The organism is Nocardia sp. NPDC127579 (genome assembly GCF_042672005.1).
Lineage (GTDB): Bacteria > Actinomycetota > Actinomycetes > Mycobacteriales > Mycobacteriaceae > Nocardia.
Map to the genome: position 1 here is coordinate 44,140 of NZ_JBHXVZ010000015.1, position 14,654 is coordinate 58,793.

General features: G+C 67.5%; 19 protein-coding genes and 1 pseudogene. 7 read left to right on the forward strand and 13 right to left on the reverse strand.

The genetic code is table 11. The annotated features are described in order from the left end of the window. Nucleotides 1-83: 83 nt before the first annotated feature. From ACFVMC_RS32370 to ACFVMC_RS32395, 6 genes are all read right to left on the reverse strand, one after another. Nucleotides 84-560, reverse strand: coding sequence for a hypothetical protein (locus ACFVMC_RS32370; protein ID WP_379216666.1), 477 nt, complete (start codon nucleotides 558-560; stop codon nucleotides 84-86). 162 nt (nucleotides 561-722) lie between these two features. Then, on the reverse strand, nucleotides 723-977 hold the full coding sequence (locus ACFVMC_RS32375) for a hypothetical protein (RefSeq protein ID WP_379216668.1): 255 nt from the start codon (nucleotides 975-977) through the stop codon (nucleotides 723-725). A gap of 17 nt (nucleotides 978-994) precedes the next feature. After that, nucleotides 995-1,222, reverse strand: coding sequence for a hypothetical protein (locus tag ACFVMC_RS32380; protein ID WP_379216670.1), 228 nt, complete (start codon nucleotides 1,220-1,222; stop codon nucleotides 995-997). A gap of 13 nt (nucleotides 1,223-1,235) precedes the next feature. Next, the gene (locus tag ACFVMC_RS32385) at nucleotides 1,236-2,522 is read right to left on the reverse strand and encodes a hypothetical protein (RefSeq protein ID WP_379216672.1); all 1,287 of its coding nucleotides are present in this window, start codon (nucleotides 2,520-2,522) and stop codon (nucleotides 1,236-1,238) included. A gap of 5 nt (nucleotides 2,523-2,527) precedes the next feature. Continuing rightward, entirely contained in the window at nucleotides 2,528-2,827 is a 300-nt protein-coding gene (locus tag ACFVMC_RS32390) for a WXG100 family type VII secretion target (protein ID WP_379216674.1), read from the reverse strand. After that, on the reverse strand, nucleotides 2,824-3,162 hold the full coding sequence (locus ACFVMC_RS32395) for an ESX-1 secretion-associated protein (RefSeq protein WP_379216676.1): 339 nt from the start codon (nucleotides 3,160-3,162) through the stop codon (nucleotides 2,824-2,826). The genes ACFVMC_RS32390 and ACFVMC_RS32395 overlap by 4 nt, the downstream gene beginning before the upstream one ends. A gap of 248 nt (nucleotides 3,163-3,410) precedes the next feature. Between ACFVMC_RS32395 and ACFVMC_RS32400 the strand changes: the two genes are divergently transcribed. The 3 genes from ACFVMC_RS32400 to ACFVMC_RS32410 all read left to right on the forward strand — a co-directional run bounded on the left by ACFVMC_RS32400 (nucleotide 3,411) and on the right by ACFVMC_RS32410 (nucleotide 6,416). After that, nucleotides 3,411-3,956, forward strand: a complete 546-nt coding sequence (locus ACFVMC_RS32400; RefSeq protein WP_379216678.1) for a hypothetical protein — start codon at nucleotides 3,411-3,413, stop codon at nucleotides 3,954-3,956. Between the two features lie 761 nt (nucleotides 3,957-4,717). After that, on the forward strand, nucleotides 4,718-5,236 hold the full coding sequence (locus tag ACFVMC_RS32405) for a copper chaperone PCu(A)C (protein ID WP_379216679.1): 519 nt from the start codon (nucleotides 4,718-4,720) through the stop codon (nucleotides 5,234-5,236). Beyond that, complete coding sequence (locus tag ACFVMC_RS32410) at nucleotides 5,229-6,416, forward strand: Dyp-type peroxidase (RefSeq protein WP_379216680.1); 1,188 nt, start codon at nucleotides 5,229-5,231, stop codon at nucleotides 6,414-6,416. The genes ACFVMC_RS32405 and ACFVMC_RS32410 overlap by 8 nt, the downstream gene beginning before the upstream one ends. Before the next feature lie 63 nt (nucleotides 6,417-6,479). On the opposite strand, the gene ACFVMC_RS32415 is transcribed toward ACFVMC_RS32410, so the two are convergent. From ACFVMC_RS32415 to ACFVMC_RS32425, 3 genes and pseudogenes are all read right to left on the reverse strand, one after another. Beyond that, nucleotides 6,480-6,830, reverse strand: coding sequence for a hypothetical protein (locus tag ACFVMC_RS32415; protein WP_379216682.1), 351 nt, complete (start codon nucleotides 6,828-6,830; stop codon nucleotides 6,480-6,482). 272 nt (nucleotides 6,831-7,102) lie between these two features. Continuing rightward, nucleotides 7,103-7,672 (reverse strand): annotated as a pseudogene (locus ACFVMC_RS32420) (HdeD family acid-resistance protein); the annotation flags it as partial. 75 nt (nucleotides 7,673-7,747) lie between these two features. After that, nucleotides 7,748-8,161, reverse strand: a complete 414-nt coding sequence (locus tag ACFVMC_RS32425) for a VOC family protein (RefSeq protein WP_379216683.1) — start codon at nucleotides 8,159-8,161, stop codon at nucleotides 7,748-7,750. A gap of 192 nt (nucleotides 8,162-8,353) precedes the next feature. Here ACFVMC_RS32425 and ACFVMC_RS32430 point away from each other — a divergent pair, with 192 nt between their 5' ends. Continuing rightward, a complete protein-coding gene (locus ACFVMC_RS32430) occupies nucleotides 8,354-9,334 on the forward strand; it encodes a glycosyltransferase family 9 protein (RefSeq protein WP_379216685.1) in 981 nt (326 codons plus the stop codon). Here ACFVMC_RS32430 and ACFVMC_RS32435 read toward each other — a convergent pair. Continuing rightward, nucleotides 9,331-9,660, reverse strand: coding sequence for an ArsR/SmtB family transcription factor (locus ACFVMC_RS32435; protein WP_379216687.1), 330 nt, complete (start codon nucleotides 9,658-9,660; stop codon nucleotides 9,331-9,333). The genes ACFVMC_RS32430 and ACFVMC_RS32435 overlap by 4 nt on opposite strands. A 228-nt stretch (nucleotides 9,661-9,888) precedes the next feature. On the opposite strand from ACFVMC_RS32435, the gene ACFVMC_RS32440 reads away from it, so the two are divergent. Both ACFVMC_RS32440 and ACFVMC_RS32445 read left to right on the forward strand, forming a co-directional pair. Continuing rightward, the gene (locus tag ACFVMC_RS32440) at nucleotides 9,889-10,557 is read left to right on the forward strand and encodes a M23 family metallopeptidase (protein ID WP_379216689.1); all 669 of its coding nucleotides are present in this window, start codon (nucleotides 9,889-9,891) and stop codon (nucleotides 10,555-10,557) included. Nucleotides 10,558-10,730: 173 nt separating this feature from the next. Then, nucleotides 10,731-11,768: a hypothetical protein gene (locus tag ACFVMC_RS32445; protein WP_379216690.1), complete on the forward strand. Its 1,038-nt coding sequence runs from the start codon at nucleotides 10,731-10,733 to the stop codon at nucleotides 11,766-11,768. On the opposite strand, the gene ACFVMC_RS32450 is transcribed toward ACFVMC_RS32445, so the two are convergent. Continuing rightward, nucleotides 11,740-12,066: a hypothetical protein gene (locus ACFVMC_RS32450; protein WP_379216691.1), complete on the reverse strand. Its 327-nt coding sequence runs from the start codon at nucleotides 12,064-12,066 to the stop codon at nucleotides 11,740-11,742. The two genes, ACFVMC_RS32445 and ACFVMC_RS32450, sit on opposite strands and share 29 nt — an antisense overlap. Before the next feature lie 169 nt (nucleotides 12,067-12,235). Between ACFVMC_RS32450 and ACFVMC_RS32455 the strand changes: the two genes are divergently transcribed. Continuing rightward, nucleotides 12,236-12,571: an RNA polymerase-binding protein RbpA gene (locus ACFVMC_RS32455; protein ID WP_379216692.1), complete on the forward strand. Its 336-nt coding sequence runs from the start codon at nucleotides 12,236-12,238 to the stop codon at nucleotides 12,569-12,571. A gap of 57 nt (nucleotides 12,572-12,628) precedes the next feature. On the opposite strand, the gene ACFVMC_RS32460 is transcribed toward ACFVMC_RS32455, so the two are convergent. Next, nucleotides 12,629-13,411 (reverse strand): ABC transporter permease, encoded by a 783-nt coding sequence (locus ACFVMC_RS32460; RefSeq protein WP_379216724.1) that lies wholly within the window; start codon nucleotides 13,409-13,411, stop codon nucleotides 12,629-12,631. 98 nt (nucleotides 13,412-13,509) lie between these two features. After that, nucleotides 13,510-14,505, reverse strand: a complete 996-nt coding sequence (locus tag ACFVMC_RS32465; RefSeq protein ID WP_379216693.1) for an ATP-binding cassette domain-containing protein — start codon at nucleotides 14,503-14,505, stop codon at nucleotides 13,510-13,512. Nucleotides 14,506-14,654 lie beyond the last annotated feature (149 nt).

Consider the following 14,654-nt stretch of genomic DNA (forward strand, 5'->3'; position numbering starts at 1 on the left):
CACACAGGGGCCATGAGCGCGACGGTATTCGTGCGCTGATCCGGGCGAAATGCCAAGGGCCACCGAGCCCAGCGGTCATTGCCCTAATCGTTGATGTCGTCCGAACCATAATTGAGTCGTAGGTCGGCGGGCCTCCCCGGCCAGGGCGGCGCGACTATTCGCCTTGCAGTCCATTTATCGACCTGGATAATCGGATACTCCGGGGGACACGACCAACCCGACCGCGTCCAGACCCCGTCGGCCCCGAATCGCAATACCGCACCGGCATTTCCCGGACGACCCGAGACGAACACGTTCCAACCGTTACGCAATCCAAGCCGCACATTGCCGGTTTTGAAGAGCACCGGCGAAACAACGGTTGTCCGGAAGATCTCCTCGACCTCGGTATTCGACCAGTGCCGGATCGGGTGCCGATCCGGATCATCCGCCGCAAGCGATCGTGACGAAAGCTCCACATCGTCGTAGGCGACAGTCAGCACCGCCGCGGAGCCGAGCCGGATATCTGCAGTCTCGTCATTCCAGTCGACACCGGAGATGTGAACCCCCCGAATGGGTTCCATGATCCACCGGTCCTCGTACTCCTTGATATACCGAGAAATGTTCGATTCCCCTCCAGCTCGTCACGCATATTACCGATGCTATCCTCAGAAACCGTGCCGTCCTTCGGGTACACGTCTCCGGAATCCAGATCAACAACCACATCGGGATTTAGATACACGCCGTCACCCCGGAGCTATCACTTCGGGCTTGCTCGAAGAGCCGTCGCCGCCCCCGTAGCCTTCAGCCCAATAGCTCCTGTCTATCTCGAACCGCTGGATGACGAAATCTTCAGGGCGATCACGAAAACCTGGCTGCAAACGGAGCCGACCGATTCTGAATCGAGCATCCTCCTCCGACAGGTACACACCTATCCGCTTGCGTTCCTCCACACCGTTGCCGATCTCATATACATGCTCGAGCAGAAACACCGAATCCATTTATGCCTCCGAGGTACTCAATTACCTGCCGTGAAGAATCCCTCGACCCAATGGTCCTCGCCCAGAATATACCGCTCGACATGAAATTCGTCAGGATGATCGCAAAACCCTGGAAGAAGCTTCATTCGATCGGCGGCGCGCCAGGCCTTCGATTCGGTCGAATACATGCCGATCGTCTTGACGATCTCATCCCCGTTCTCCAATTCGATCCAATGATCCAGGATAAAAACTTCACGTATCGACATACTCACCACCCATCTAGTTCGGATTCTTCCACGAACGATCGCCGTACTTCTTTATCTTACTGAACTCGGTGCCAGGTCCCGTGCCTTGCCAGTTACCCGGACCATAGTGTTCATCCATCAAACGCCGCGCATAGGCATTTCCGCTTTCTCCGACATATGGAGGCTTTCCTTTGGCCCAGCTCGGCGCATCCGAAGCCTTTTCCTTACCGGTGCCAGTGTTGGGAACCTTTGTCGGCCGATCGGTCTCAGCCGGCACAGCGTCGTCGCTGTCGACATAAACCTTCATTGCGATGATAGCGCCGAGTTTGGCTGCGTGCCCGAGCATTTCGTCCGGCGCGACGCCATCGAAAGCAGTGACCACGAACGCCGTGCCTCCCGCTGCCGCCGATGCGAGACCGATGATTTTGATGAGTTTGCTGATGTCGTAGGTGGCCTTGATGGTCCGAGCGGTAGTGCCCGCGATGGCGACCACACCGCCGGCCGCGCCGGCCGCGCTGAGGCCAGCGGTGATCCAGGCGGCGGCGACACCGATTACGACGGTCGCCCCCGCGGCGATCAGTGCATTGTCGACAGCCGTTTTGAACTTGTCGCGGACTTCGCCGGTCGCCTCGCTGTAGCTGGCGACCGGTGCGGCGAGGTTGGTCGTGGCCGCCGTGAGCTGGGTGGCGCCGGTGTTGAGTGTGCCCAGGTGGCCGAGCATGGCGTCCAAGCCGCCGCTCTTGTCCTGGATGTCGGCGAACAAGTTGCTGATCTCGGCGATCCGCCCGGCAGCGCTGGTGATCGTCGCGTGCTCGGCGAACGTCTTCCATGTCGATGCCGCCGTGGCGAGGGTGTCCTTGTTTCCGTTGGGCAGGCTACTGCCGAAAAGTGATTGGATCTCCTTGACCAAAGCGTCGTAGAAGCCGGGAATACCGCCACCGTCGCCGAGACCGTCGCCGTCGGCGCCGACCGATGTCGGCAGTGACAGCTTGCATTCCGACATCGCAGCCACTGTCGGCCGATCAGGCATCGGGTTCGAGTTGTTCGCCAACGCCCAGTTGTACCCGGCCGCGTAGAGCATGTATCCCATATTGGTCAGCGCGTCAGCCAGATTCGTACAGGTCTGCAACGTACTCTGGGCGGCTTTGTCATATGCCTTACCCCATTTGGCGCAGGTCTCGGTATCGCCTGCCATACCCTTGCACGAACCCTTGACCGCATCATGGACCGGTTTGTCCGCAGCGCGGAGGTCGGTGGCGAGAGCGTGGCATTTCCCGGCGGCGTCGTAATAGGTTTGCCAGTTGATAACCAACACGCCCATGAGTTTTATCCCCCGTTGAACATTTTGTTGTTCGTATCTGCTGCGCGGGTATATCGACCAAGGGCCGACTTGGCGGCCGCGCTCATGTCGGCCACTCCCTCGACGAACTCTCGCGCACCACTCGCCCACTGTGCATGCGCTTCGGAATAGGCTTGGGCGGCAACGCCTTCCCAGCCGCTACCGGCCAGAGTAGCCACCCGATCGTCTATCTCGTCGAGATGCTCACCGACGAACCCCGCCAACCCCGCCAACCGGGCCACGATCTCATCGAGATGGTCCAGATCGACCTTGAATTCCGAGCTCACGGCAACTCCAGACTCGACCCGGACAACGGCGCGGCATTGCTCTCATCGCGCGCCTGATAGGTGTCAGCGGTGACACCCAGCTTCTCCGCCATTCCGGTGAGAGCGGTCATGATCTGGGTACCGCCGTCACGGACGTCGGTCCATCCTTCAGAGAACTCCGCCGCCGCGTCACCGGTCCAGCTGCCATCCAGCAGCGACGCGACGTCCTTTGCCGCGGAATCCAATGCTGTGCGCAGGGATTCAGCCAGCTCGTAAACATACTTGCCGACATCTCGCACCTGCTCCGGCACCACCGAGAGATTCTGGCCCGACGTCGGCACACCCCCACCAGTCATGCCGAGAACGCTACGCGGTCGAGCACTGGAGTCCAACCGGCATAAGGGAATTCGGGATCGTACTCGGCGAGGTGGCGTGCGCATCGACGGTCTCGGCGACCCACCCCACACCGGCGACCTGGTATGCAGATCGCCATGATCCTCGCCGAAATCGATGAGGCCGGTGGCGCCGGCGCCGGCTTCCATCCGGCCTGAAGTCACCTCGGCCCACCCCTGACCCAAACTACGACGAGCAGTAGTATGCCCTCGTGCGACATCCGGCGGCAGCAGCGACGCGAGCTTGCGCGCGCCCCGGGCGTGGGGCGTTCGTCGGAGCCGCGTCGGGTGCGGTGAGTATCGCGGCGCACGCGATCGGCGGCGGAGTCGTCGCACCCGGTGACGCCTCGGTCGCGATGCTGGTCGGCGCGTGCGCGCTGATCGGTGTGGTGGTCGGTGTGCTGTCACGGGGGCGGTCCGGGCTCGGTGGACTCGCGCTGCAACTGATCGCCGGTCAGGCGGTCGGGCATACCGCGCTGACTCTTGGACCCGGGCATACGCACGGCTCGCACGCCGAGGCGCGCATGCTGGTCGCGCATATGGTGGCGATCCCGGTGGGGGCGCTGTTGATTCGCGCCGCCGAAACCGCACTCGCGGCCGCCGCGGCCGGCGTGCGCGGGATCGTGCGGGTACTCAGCACCCGGCCTACCGCCGCACAGCCGGTCCGCTCGATCAGCACCGGAGCCCCGGCGCGCATCGCGCGACGCCTGCTGCTCAGCTCCGGCCTCGGGACCAGGGGGCCGCCCGCGTATACCTGACCGGTCCTGCGGGACCCGTCTCCCGATCCGCCGCGCGTCACACGCACTGCCATCCGGCAGTCGATGCACCAACGCACCGCACGCCACTCGTGCTCACCCCGTCGGATCGGGCCATGCACCATGGCAACTCGCCGCACCGCCCCGCTCCACACAGCGCCGGTGCACCCCTTGCCTGACACTCCCGCCGAGCACGAACACAGCAGGCCCGTGGAAGTCCGCTGAACCAGCCCGGCGTCGTGGGCGCGTGAAGGGACCGGAACCCAGCGAGCACGACACTGGATACCGGTACCTCGAATGCGCGGGCGCGTCGCGCCGGACCGATCCAGCGCGCACCGATCAGCCGGTCGGCCCGAACAGCACACCAGGTCACCGGTCAGTACACATGGCCGCAGCCTTCACCGACGGGTGCCAGGCACCGGGCACTCCGGCCGACAAGTACCGCGGGCGGAGTCGTCGACATCCAGGCCGACGCGATCGACAGGCATGCTGCCGGCGCCGGAAACCTGTGCCGACTCGAAACGCCGAGCCGTGAGGGGGCCGAACCGCGGCAACGCGTGCGTCTCGCCCGGACCTGGGTCTGTCGGGCGCGACCAGCGACCGGTCAGGTCGGCAACCACTACGGCCGGTATGGGCGCTGCCGTTCACTCCGGAGTCCGGGGCCGCAAGGCCGATGTGCGGATCAGGCGGCGGGAGTGGCGGGTTGTCCCATCCTCGGCGAGTAGCGAACCGCGCTCGCCCACCTCGAGATTCGGAGTCCTGTCTTGTCCATATCCCGTACCCGGGTCGCCGCCACCGTGGCCGCGGCCTCGTTCCTGCTCGCCGGATGCTCGTCGACCGGGGATAACGCACCCGAGTCCGCGGCGGACGCCGTGTCCGTCACCGATCAGTGGGTGAAGGCTGCGCCGGAAGGCATGTCGGCCGCGTTCGGCACTCTCACCAACGACAGCGATCGGCCGGTCACCGTGGTGTCCGGCTCGAGCCCGGTCTCGGCCACGGTCGAACTGCACGAGATCGTCACCAAGGCCGACGGCACCAAGGTGATGCAGCCCAAGGCGGGCGGGTTCACCATCGCGCCGCATACCGGCCTGACCCTGTCGCCCGGGGCCGACCACATCATGTTCATCGGCCTGCACCAGGCGCTGCGCACCGGCTCGGACACCTCGATCACCCTCGTGTTCGACGACGGTTCGGCGGAGACGTTCACCGCGCAGGTGCGTGACTTCCCGGGCAATCAGGAAAATTACGACCCGGACGGCGAGCACGGCGGTCACGGTGCCTGACCACCGCACACGGTTCGGCGGGTTGTCCCGGCGGCGTCTGCTCGGCGGCGGTGCCGCCGCGGCGGGCGCGGCCGGAATCGGATGGAGCCTGCTCGACCGGCCCGAACCGGCGCCGCCGCCCGCGACCGAACCGTTCTACGGTCCGCACCAGGCCGGGATCAGCACCGCGGCACAGGATCACGTCGCGTTCGTCGCGTTCGACCTGCGCCCGGGCGTCACCCGGGACGACATCGCGGGCATCCTGCGTCTCTGGTCCGGCGACGCGGCCCGGCTGACACAGGGCACACCCGCGCTGGCCGACACCGAACCGCAGCTGACCGCGCGTCCAGCCCGGCTCACGGTCACCATCGGCCTCGGTCCGGGTGTCTTCACCGCCGCCGGTCTGGACCAGCGCCGCCCCGCCTGGTTGCGCCCACTGCCGTCGTTCCCGATCGACCGGCTCGAATCCCGGTGGAGCGACGGCGATCTGATGATCCAGGTGTGCGCCGACGAGGCGACCACGGTGGCGCACGCCGTCCGGGTACTGTGCCGGGCCGTCACCACGCTGACCACGGTGCGGTGGGTGCAGCGCGGGTTCCGCAATGCCGCACCCGGGCAGACTCCGCGCAATCTGATGGGCCAGATCGACGGTACCGAGAACCTCGCCGCCGCTGAACTGGACAGCCTGGTCTGGGACGACGGCGCGGCTCAGCCGTGGCTGTCCGGCGGCACCGCACTGGTGCTGCGGCGGATCGCGATGAACCTGGAGACCTGGGACGAGATCGATCCGGAGGGACGGGAACTCACGGTAGGCCGCACGCTCGCCACCGGGGCACCGCTGACCGGCACGGACGAGTTCGACGCACCGGATTTCGCGGCGGTCGACCAGCACGGGATTCCCGTGATCCCGGCATCGTCGCATATCGCGCGGGCCCGCCACACCCATGCCGGGGAACGTTTCCTGCGGCGCGGCTACAACTACGACGACGCGCCCGAGGCGGGGCAGGTCTCCAATTCGGGCCTGCTGTTCGCGGCGTTCCAGCGCGACGTGGACACGCAGTATCTGCCGGTGCAGCAGCGCCTGGCGGATTTCGACGCCCTGAATGTGTGGACCACGCCGATCGGGTCGGCGGTGTTCGTGATTCCGCCGGGGGTCACCGCCCCCGGCGGATATGTCGGGCAGTCGCTGTTCGAATCCTGAGGATCCGGCGCCGCGCTCAGGTCGACAGTGGCTGTGCTGTCGACCAGAGCGTCGGCGCGGCGCCTAGGTCCACAGCGTCGCGACCAGGACCGCGACCACGGCGAGGCCGCCCGCCGCGTGGGTCATCCACGGAATGTCCTTGCCGCGCTTGGCATCCGCCCGTCCCATCTCGGCGAAGGCCGCGACCAGCACGGAAAGCGCCAGCTTCACGCCGATCTTCACCATGTTCGGATCCTTGCCCAGCGAATCGATCGACTCGGCCAGCCCGACCAGCGCGATGCCGGTGATGAGCTGCGCCCGAGCGCCCCACACCATGATCTCGTTGACCTTGGGCTGCCCGGACGCGTACCCGCCGACCACCGCGGCCATGCCGAGCAGGTGGGTGACGACCACCAGGTTGTATACGAATTCCATGCGCTCACGCTAGTGGATCCCGAGCCGGTCTACTACGAAGTGTCGTGGATTTTCACTACTCAGCGAATCCGGTCCGGGTGGAGCGGTGGCGGCCGCCCCACCTCGGTACCGTCCGCTTACAGGGTGTCGCGGGTTTCGGTGGTGCGGCGTGCCGCGGGTTCATTGTCGCCGGAACGGTAGATCGTGGCGTCGTAGCTCGAGGGGCGGGCGGTACCCGAGCGGTATTCGGCGGCGCGATGCTGGCCGGAGCGTAGGTCCTCGGCCGCCACGTGCAGGCGACGGGCGTCCGAGCGCACCCCGAAGGCGGTGATGATCTCGGTGATGCCCAGCGCGACCAGCCAGATACCGGCCACCCAGGCCAGCGTGACCGCCGACTCCAGCGGCCAGATGATCAGCACGATGCCCGCGATCGCGGAGAGCAGGCCGAGGAAGCCCATCCAGCCGCGTCCCGGCAGCCCGGGCTCCGAGATGGCCGACATCAGCGTGCTGATACCGCGGAACAGCCAGCCGATGCCGATCCAGAGCGCGAGCAACCACACGGCGGTGAACTCGTCGCGGAAGCAGAACAGGCCGATGATGATCGACAGCACGCCGCTGACGAACGCCAGCACCCGCATCCCGGCGCTGGCCGGTGCGCCGAAGGCCGCGATCAGCTGCAGCACACCGCTGATCAACAGGTAGACACCGAAGATGACGCCGGCGACCAGGGCGGTCTGCCCGGGCCAGACCAGGATCAGCACGCCGAGCGCCACCGACAGCACGCCCATCAGCAGAATTGTTTGCCAGGCCCCGCGGGCGAGCGCCTGCAGCGGACCCTCGTTCGTAGCATTTGTCGTCGTCATGCCGCGATCGTAGGCCGCACCGATCTAGTTCGCTGAAGATTTGCCAGACAACGCGCCGGGCTGTGACCGAACCCGCTACGCGCCGGGCGGACTGATATTGACCAACCAGTCGACGCCGAACTTGTCCTTGCACTGGCCGAACTCGTCGCCCCACATCTGCTTCTCCAGCGGCACGCTGACCGTGCCTCCCGCACTCAGCTTCTCCCAGTACCCGCGCAGTTCCGCCGCGTCGTCACCGCTCAGGCTCACCGAGATGCTGCTACCCGGGGTGTACTCCATACCCGGAGGAGTGTCGGCCGCCATCAGGGTGAAACCGCTCGGCGTCTCCAACTGACCGTGCATGATCAGATCGGCGCCGTCACCGCCCGGATCGCCGAATTCACCGAAGGTACTGATCGTGAGCTCACCGCCGAGGACCTCGCGATAGAACTCGAGCGCGCTGCGCGCGCTGTCGCCGAAGCTGATGTACGGATTGAGCCGGGAGACCATCGGAGACGCTCCTTCGCCGTAGGTATTACTGCCGTACGTGCCACTTGCGAGGTTACTGCGCACCGCGCGGGTGTGCGATGGGTAACGCATCCCCCGCCCGTGGTTTATCGCCTGAGCCGCTGGGGAAGTCATTTCGCAGTGGCTCTGTGAGGGGTCGGGTTCGGTGCGTCTATCGGTGGCTAGGAGAAGAGGGTGGCGGTAGTACTCGTGCTACAGGCACGCGGCCTGGGCGATCTGCTCACCGCGGTCCCGGCGCTGCGCGCACTGCGCCGCGCCAAGCCACGCGATCACATCGTCCTGGCCGCACCCCATCGCCTCAAGCCGATCATCGACCTCACCGCTGCCGTCGATGCCATCGTGCCGACACCCGAATTGGGCGCGCTGCGCTGGGACGAGCCGCCGCCGCAGCTGGCGGTGAACCTGCACTGGCCGAGCACCGAGAGCATCGTCGAGCTGACCAAGACCGCCGCCGGCCGGATCCTGAGCTACCGCAACCCCGCCTTCCCCGATCTGGAGGGCCCGGTGTGGCAGACCGATATGCACCCGGTGGAGCGCTGGTGCAAGCTGCTCGAGTCCGACGGGATCACCGCCGACCGCCGCAATCTCGGTCTGGTGCCGCCGGTTTCGACCATCAGCCATCGCGACAGCGTCGTGGTGCACGTCGGCGCGGGAAAGAAGGCGCGCCGCTGGCCCGCGGACCGATTCGCGGCCGTGGTCCGGCACCTGCTGGTGCTGGGCCGGGAGGTCGTGCTCACCGGTGACGAGTCCGAACGCGATATCGCCCTCGGTGTGGCCGCGCGGGCCGGGCTGCCGAGCAGCCGGGTGCTGGCCGGTGATCAGAGCCTGCTGGAGTTCGCCGCCACCGTCGCCGAGGCCGCGCTCATGGTCAGCGGCGATACCGGGGCCGCGCACCTGGCGACCGCGTTCGGGACCCGAACCGTCCAGCTGTTCGGCCCGACGCCGCCGCGGTGGGGCGGGCCGCCGCCGCATCTATTGGGCCGGCATGTGGTGCTGTGGTCCGGGCAGATCGGCGATCCGGATGCCGACACCCCCGATGCCGGGCTGCTGCGCATCGGCGTCACCGAGGTGATCGGCGCCGTCGACAAGCAGCTCAGCCAGCGGCACTGGCCCGGCACCGAACGCCGCCGGTCCCCGTATCGCCGGGTCGGCTAGGGCTGCTGCCCGGTCTGCTCCTCGGCCGCGCTGAGTGCCGCCGAATAGGCGGCGATCGCGCTCGGCCAGAACTGTTCGAGGTAGTCGCGGGCGTCGGCGAGCCCGCGCGGGTCCAGGGAATAGAGGCGGCGCGTGCCGTCCGCGCGCATCATCACCAGCCGCGCCGCACGCAGGATCTTCAGGTGCTGCGACACCGCCGAGCTGCTGATTCCGACCAGCGCCGCGAGTTCACCGACCGCGCGCGGCGCCTGCGGCAGGGCCTCGAAGATCGCCCGGCGGGTGGGGTCGGCCAGCGCCTCCAGCGCCCGCACTCCTTTAGTGGCCACTTACATAGTGTGATCGTTTGGCATACTTTTGGCGAATTCGGGCAAAGCCCCTGTTTCCCCCGGTCGTTTCCGATTATCGACGCAACCGTTACCCCTTCGTGATCTTCGAACTGGGCTTTTAGGTGTCTGTGACGGTTGCCACATGATTACAGAAGCCTGAGCGAGCTCCCGTACGTTCAGCTCATGCCCGTAACCGATCCGTTATCTTCGCGGCGGACCGGCGGAATCATGACTGCCCGCCGCCGCATCGCCGCCACCAAGGTGGCCACCGTGTCAGCGGTCGTCACTGCTTCATTCGCGGTGCTGGCCGGCGCCGATCAGCACATGGCCGACACCGGCCGGATGGACGTCGCCAAGAGCGTCGACCTCGCCGCCGAATCGCGGCCGGCCGCTCAGCCCGTCGCCTTCGGCCTGCCCGAGATCCCGGGCATCCCCGGCCTCGACCCGGGCATCCCGCTGCCCTGGGAGGGCCACCTGCCCGCCGCCGACAACCGGCCGCGCACCGTGCGCCCCGTTGCCGGCGCGCTGACCTCCAACTACGGTAGCCGCTGGGGCGCCATGCACAACGGCCTCGACTTCGGCGACGCCCTGGGCGCCCCGATCGCCGCCGTCACCGACGGCGTCGTCATCGAGGCCGGTCCCGCCGCCGGCTTCGGCCTGTGGGTGCGCGTGCAGCAGGACGACGGCACCATCGGCGTCTACGGCCACGTCAACGAGATCCTCGCGCAGGTCGGCCAGCAGGTCCGGGCCGGCGACATCATCGCGACCGTCGGCAACCGCGGCCAGTCCACCGGGCCGCACCTGCATTACGAGGTGCACCACCCCGAGTTCGGCCCGATCGACCCCGCGCCCTGGCTCGGTGAGCGCGGCGTAGCCATCGAGAGCCTCGGCGGCTAGTCGCCACACCCTGAGTCGGCCGGTCGATGAGGGGCCGACCGACCCACCGGACAACCCCGCGGACACCGTCGTCCGCGGGGTTGTCCGGCAGCACGGGGCAGTACCCGGGTATGACGATCGAATGGCGCCACAGCGGGAGGTGCGCCGGCGCTCCCGATTCCTACCGTCGACGCATGTCCACGATCGAGATCCCTTCCGCAGCACCGGATTCCCCGCTCCCCCGGCGCCGCGGGGCCGATTCGGTCCGGATCAGCGGGCCGCTGCACCGCCCGCTGCTGGCCATGGTGGTCGCGATGTGCGGCCTGGTGGTGTGCTCGCTGGGCGGACTGCTCGTCGACGACCGGATGCTGCTCGGCGAATCGGTCTGGGTCAAGCCGCTGAAGTTCGGCTTCGCCTTCGCCCTCTACGGACTGACACTGGCCTGGCTGCTGGCGCTGCCGCACCGCGGGTCACGGGCCACCTGGTGGCTGGGCACCGTCTTCGCCGTCACCGGATTCGTCGATGTCGGCTTCATCGCCGTGCAGGCCGCGCGCGGCACCTACAGCCATTTCAACAATCACGACACCGACACGGTCAATACGATCGGCCAGCAGATCTTCATGTCCGGCGTGCCGGGGCTGTTCTTCGCGAATCTGTTCATCGTGCTGATCCTCGCGTGGCAGAAGCTTCTCGACCGGCCGATCACCCGGGCCATCCACGCCGGGCTGGCATTGGCCGTACTCGGCATGCTCCAGGCGTATCTGATGGGTTTCACCGGCACCCAGCGCGTCCTCGACTCCGAAGGCAACAGCGTGGAACTGATCGCCGGGCACACCGTGCTCGATCCAGCGAGCCGGACCGAGGCCGCCCGCGACGACGCGGGCATGCCGATCCTCGGCTGGAGCACGATCGGCGGCGACCTGCGCATCCCGCATTTCGTCGGACTGCACGGCATCCAGGTGCTGCTACTCGCGGTGGTGGCACTGACCTGGCTGGCGCCCCGCTACGCCTGGCTGCGGACCGAGAACACCCGCGCCGCGCTGATCGGCGTGCTGGCCCTGGGCTACACCGGACTGTTCGCGATGACCTTCCTCCAGGCCATGCGGGCACAGCCGCTGATCCATCCGGACGCGACCACCCTGGCCGGGTACGGCGGCGTCCTCGCGGGGACCGGACTGCTCGGCTACACGGTGTACCGGCGAGCTAGCGCAGGCGTTCGGCGTCACGGGTGAGTTCGAGCAGAGTCTTGCTCAGCACCGTCAGTTCCTCCGCTCCGGCGCCCTCCCCGATGGCGGTCGCCACATCCTCCGCGGCGCAGCGGGCAGCGAACCAGCGATCGGCCAGATCGGCCGCCTCCTGGGCGCTGAGCACCACCGAATCCTCGGGGATGCCGGTGCCCTTGAGGCTGGAACGGTGCTCGTAAGCGCGTTGGCGACAGGACTGACGGCAGTACCGGCGACGGCGACCGGCCTCCGAATCGACGATCTCCCGCCCACACCACAGGCAGGACGACAGCAAGCGGCGCGACATGAGGCAGAACAGTAACCCCTCGGGTGAGGCGTGGGAAAACCACGACACGCCAACAACTACAATGCTGAGGTTCACCGTCGCTGCCAGCCGTGCCGGGAACTAATCGTCACCGGCTGGCCGTTGTACTGATGGTCCAGCGAACACCCGAGCACACAGGGAGAGGCACACCATGGCAGATCGCGTACTCCGGGGCAGTCGGCTCGGAGCGGTGAGCTACGAAACCGATCGCGACCACGACCTGGCTCCGCGTCGGATCGCCCGGTATCGCACCGACAACGGTGAAGAGTTCGACGTGCCGTTCGCCGACGACGCCGAGATCCCGCCGACCTGGCTGTGCCGTAACGGCCAGGAGGGCACCCTCATGGAGGGCACCACCCAGGAGACCAAGAAGGTCAAGCCCCCGCGCACCCACTGGGACATGCTGCTGGAGCGCCGCAGCAAGGACGAGCTCGAGGAGCTGCTCAAGGAGCGCCTCGAACTCCTCAAGACCCGCCGCCGCGGCTAGGTCGTGACACGTGAAAGGCCGCTTCCCGCAAGGGAAGCGGCCTTTCGTGTGTCGAGCTCAGTGACTGGCGACCTTGCGGTAGCGCAGCAGGGCCAAGGGGGCGGCGACGAGGAGGATCGCCAAGGAGCACAGGACGGCGTATTCGACGCAGTGCTCGGCAGCCCAGCCGGTGGCGGGAGTGAAGGAGGGTGGGGCGCTGTTGTCGAAGAGTTTGCGACCGGCCGCGGCGACAGCGGTGATCGGGTTCCAGGCGGCGATCGTGCGCAGCGGGCCCGGCAGGGTCTCGGCGGAGATGAAGGCCGAGGAGATGAAGCTGAGCGGGAACAGCCAGATCAGGCCCGCGCTCTGGGCCACCTCCACATTCGGCGACAGCAGACCGGTCAGCGCGCCCACCCAGGACATGGCGAACGCGAACAGCAGGATCACGCCGAAGGCCAGGACCGCGTCCATCAGGCCGCCGTGGATCCGCCAGCCCACCACATAGCCGCAGCCGGCCATGACCGACAGGCTGAGCACATTGACCACCAGATCCGACAGGGTGCGGCCCATCAGCACCGCCATCCGCGACATGGGCAGCGTGCGCATCCGGTCGATGATGCCCTTGTGCAGGTCACCCGCCAGGCCGACGGTGGTGAAGGCCGCGTTGAAAGCGACTGTCTGCGCGAAGATTCCGGCGAGCAGGAACTCCCGGTACTGGCTACCGCCGAGTGACGCGCCGAAGACGTAGGCGAACAGGAATACGAACATCAGCGGCTGCACGGTGGCGGTCACCAGCAGCGTCGGAACCCGCAGAATCGTCAGCAGATTCCGGTAGGCGACGATCGCGCTGTCCCGGACGATCCGCAGTCGCGGATCGCCGGCCTCCCGCGGCGCCGCCTGCGCGGCCTCGGGCGGGGTCTCCGGCTCCAGCTCCGGATCATGCAGCACTGCACCGGCGGTCACGACATGACCTCCTCTTCTACCTCGTCGGTTGCGTCGGCGGCCTCCGGCTCGGGCTGAGCCATCGTGCCGGTCAGGGACAGGAACACGTCGTCCAGGCTGGGCCGGTGCACGCTCGCGTCGAGGACGCACACATTGGCGTCGTCGAGTCGGCGCAGCGCCTCGACCATGGTCCGGGTGCCGTCGCCGACCACCACCGACGCCTCGTCGGTCCCGGGTTCGTGGCTGGGCTCGCCGATGCCGACCTGGGCCAGCACCGCCAGGGCGGGCGTCATGTCCTGTCCGGCGGCCAGGGTGACGGTGAGCCGGTCGCCGCCGATGGAGGTCTTCAGTTCGTCGGCCGAGCCGCGCGCGATGACCCGCCCGCGATCGATGACGGTGATCCGGTCGGCGAGCAGATCCGCTTCCTCCAGGTACTGGGTGGTCAGCAGGACGGTGGTGCCGTCGTCGACGAGATCGCCGATGACGCGCCACATGTCCAGGCGCCCACGGGGATCCAGGCCGGTGGTGGGTTCGTCGAGCACCACCACGGCGGGCCGGGCGACCAGCGCGCCGGCCAGGTCGAGCCGCCGGGCCATACCGCCGGAGTAGGTGCCCGCCCGCCGCTGCGCGGCGTGGTCCAGGCCGAGCGCGCTCAGCAGTTCCTCGGCGCGGGCGGCGGACTGCTTCGGCGACATGCCGTAGAGCCGGGCGACCATGCGCAGGTTCTCGTACCCGGTCAGGTTCGCGTCGACCGCGGCGTACTGCCCCGAGAGGCCGATCCGGCGGCGCGCGCCCGCGGGATCGCGCAGCACGTCGACTCCGGCCACCCGGACCGTGCCCGAATCCGGGCGCAGCAGGGTGGTGACGATGCGGACGGTGGTGGTCTTGCCCGCGCCGTTGGGCCCGAGCAATCCCATCACGGTGCCCGCGGGGATCTGTAGATCGATATTGTCCAGCACCTTGAACTTGCCGTAGGTCTTCACCAGACCCTGGACTTCCACCGCCAAACTCATGACACCCCTCCCCGCGGCCGCGGCGTCAGCCGCGCCCGCAGGATCTTTGTGGTGAGCAGCGCGCTCAACTCGTTCGGGTCGTACGGGATTGTCTGCGTTGCGGTCTCGGATCTACCAGGACGCGCCGCGCGGTCGGCCGTCGGTTCTCC

Excerpts from the sequence above, each read along its gene's own strand:
- ACFVMC_RS32465 (WP_379216693.1), bottom strand. The coding sequence starts at position 14,505 with ATGAGTTTGGCGGTGGAAGTCCAGGGTCTGGTGAAGACCTACGGCAAG.
- ACFVMC_RS32375 (WP_379216668.1), bottom strand. The coding sequence starts at position 977 with ATGGATTCGGTGTTTCTGCTCGAGCATGTATATGAGATCGGCAACGGT.
- ACFVMC_RS32425 (WP_379216683.1), bottom strand. The coding sequence starts at position 8,161 with ATGGTCTCCCGGCTCAATCCGTACATCAGCTTCGGCGACAGCGCGCGC.
- ACFVMC_RS32455 (WP_379216692.1), top strand. The coding sequence starts at position 12,236 with ATGGCAGATCGCGTACTCCGGGGCAGTCGGCTCGGAGCGGTGAGCTAC.
- ACFVMC_RS32440 (WP_379216689.1), top strand. The coding sequence starts at position 9,889 with ATGACTGCCCGCCGCCGCATCGCCGCCACCAAGGTGGCCACCGTGTCA.
- ACFVMC_RS32380 (WP_379216670.1), bottom strand. The coding sequence starts at position 1,222 with ATGTCGATACGTGAAGTTTTTATCCTGGATCATTGGATCGAATTGGAG.
- ACFVMC_RS32395 (WP_379216676.1), bottom strand. The coding sequence starts at position 3,162 with ATGACTGGTGGGGGTGTGCCGACGTCGGGCCAGAATCTCTCGGTGGTG.
- ACFVMC_RS32370 (WP_379216666.1), bottom strand. The coding sequence starts at position 560 with ATGGAACCCATTCGGGGGGTTCACATCTCCGGTGTCGACTGGAATGAC.
- ACFVMC_RS32415 (WP_379216682.1), bottom strand. The coding sequence starts at position 6,830 with ATGGAATTCGTATACAACCTGGTGGTCGTCACCCACCTGCTCGGCATG.
- ACFVMC_RS32450 (WP_379216691.1), bottom strand. The coding sequence starts at position 12,066 with ATGTCGCGCCGCTTGCTGTCGTCCTGCCTGTGGTGTGGGCGGGAGATC.
- ACFVMC_RS32445 (WP_379216690.1), top strand. The coding sequence starts at position 10,731 with ATGTCCACGATCGAGATCCCTTCCGCAGCACCGGATTCCCCGCTCCCC.
- ACFVMC_RS32385 (WP_379216672.1), bottom strand. The coding sequence starts at position 2,522 with ATGGGCGTGTTGGTTATCAACTGGCAAACCTATTACGACGCCGCCGGG.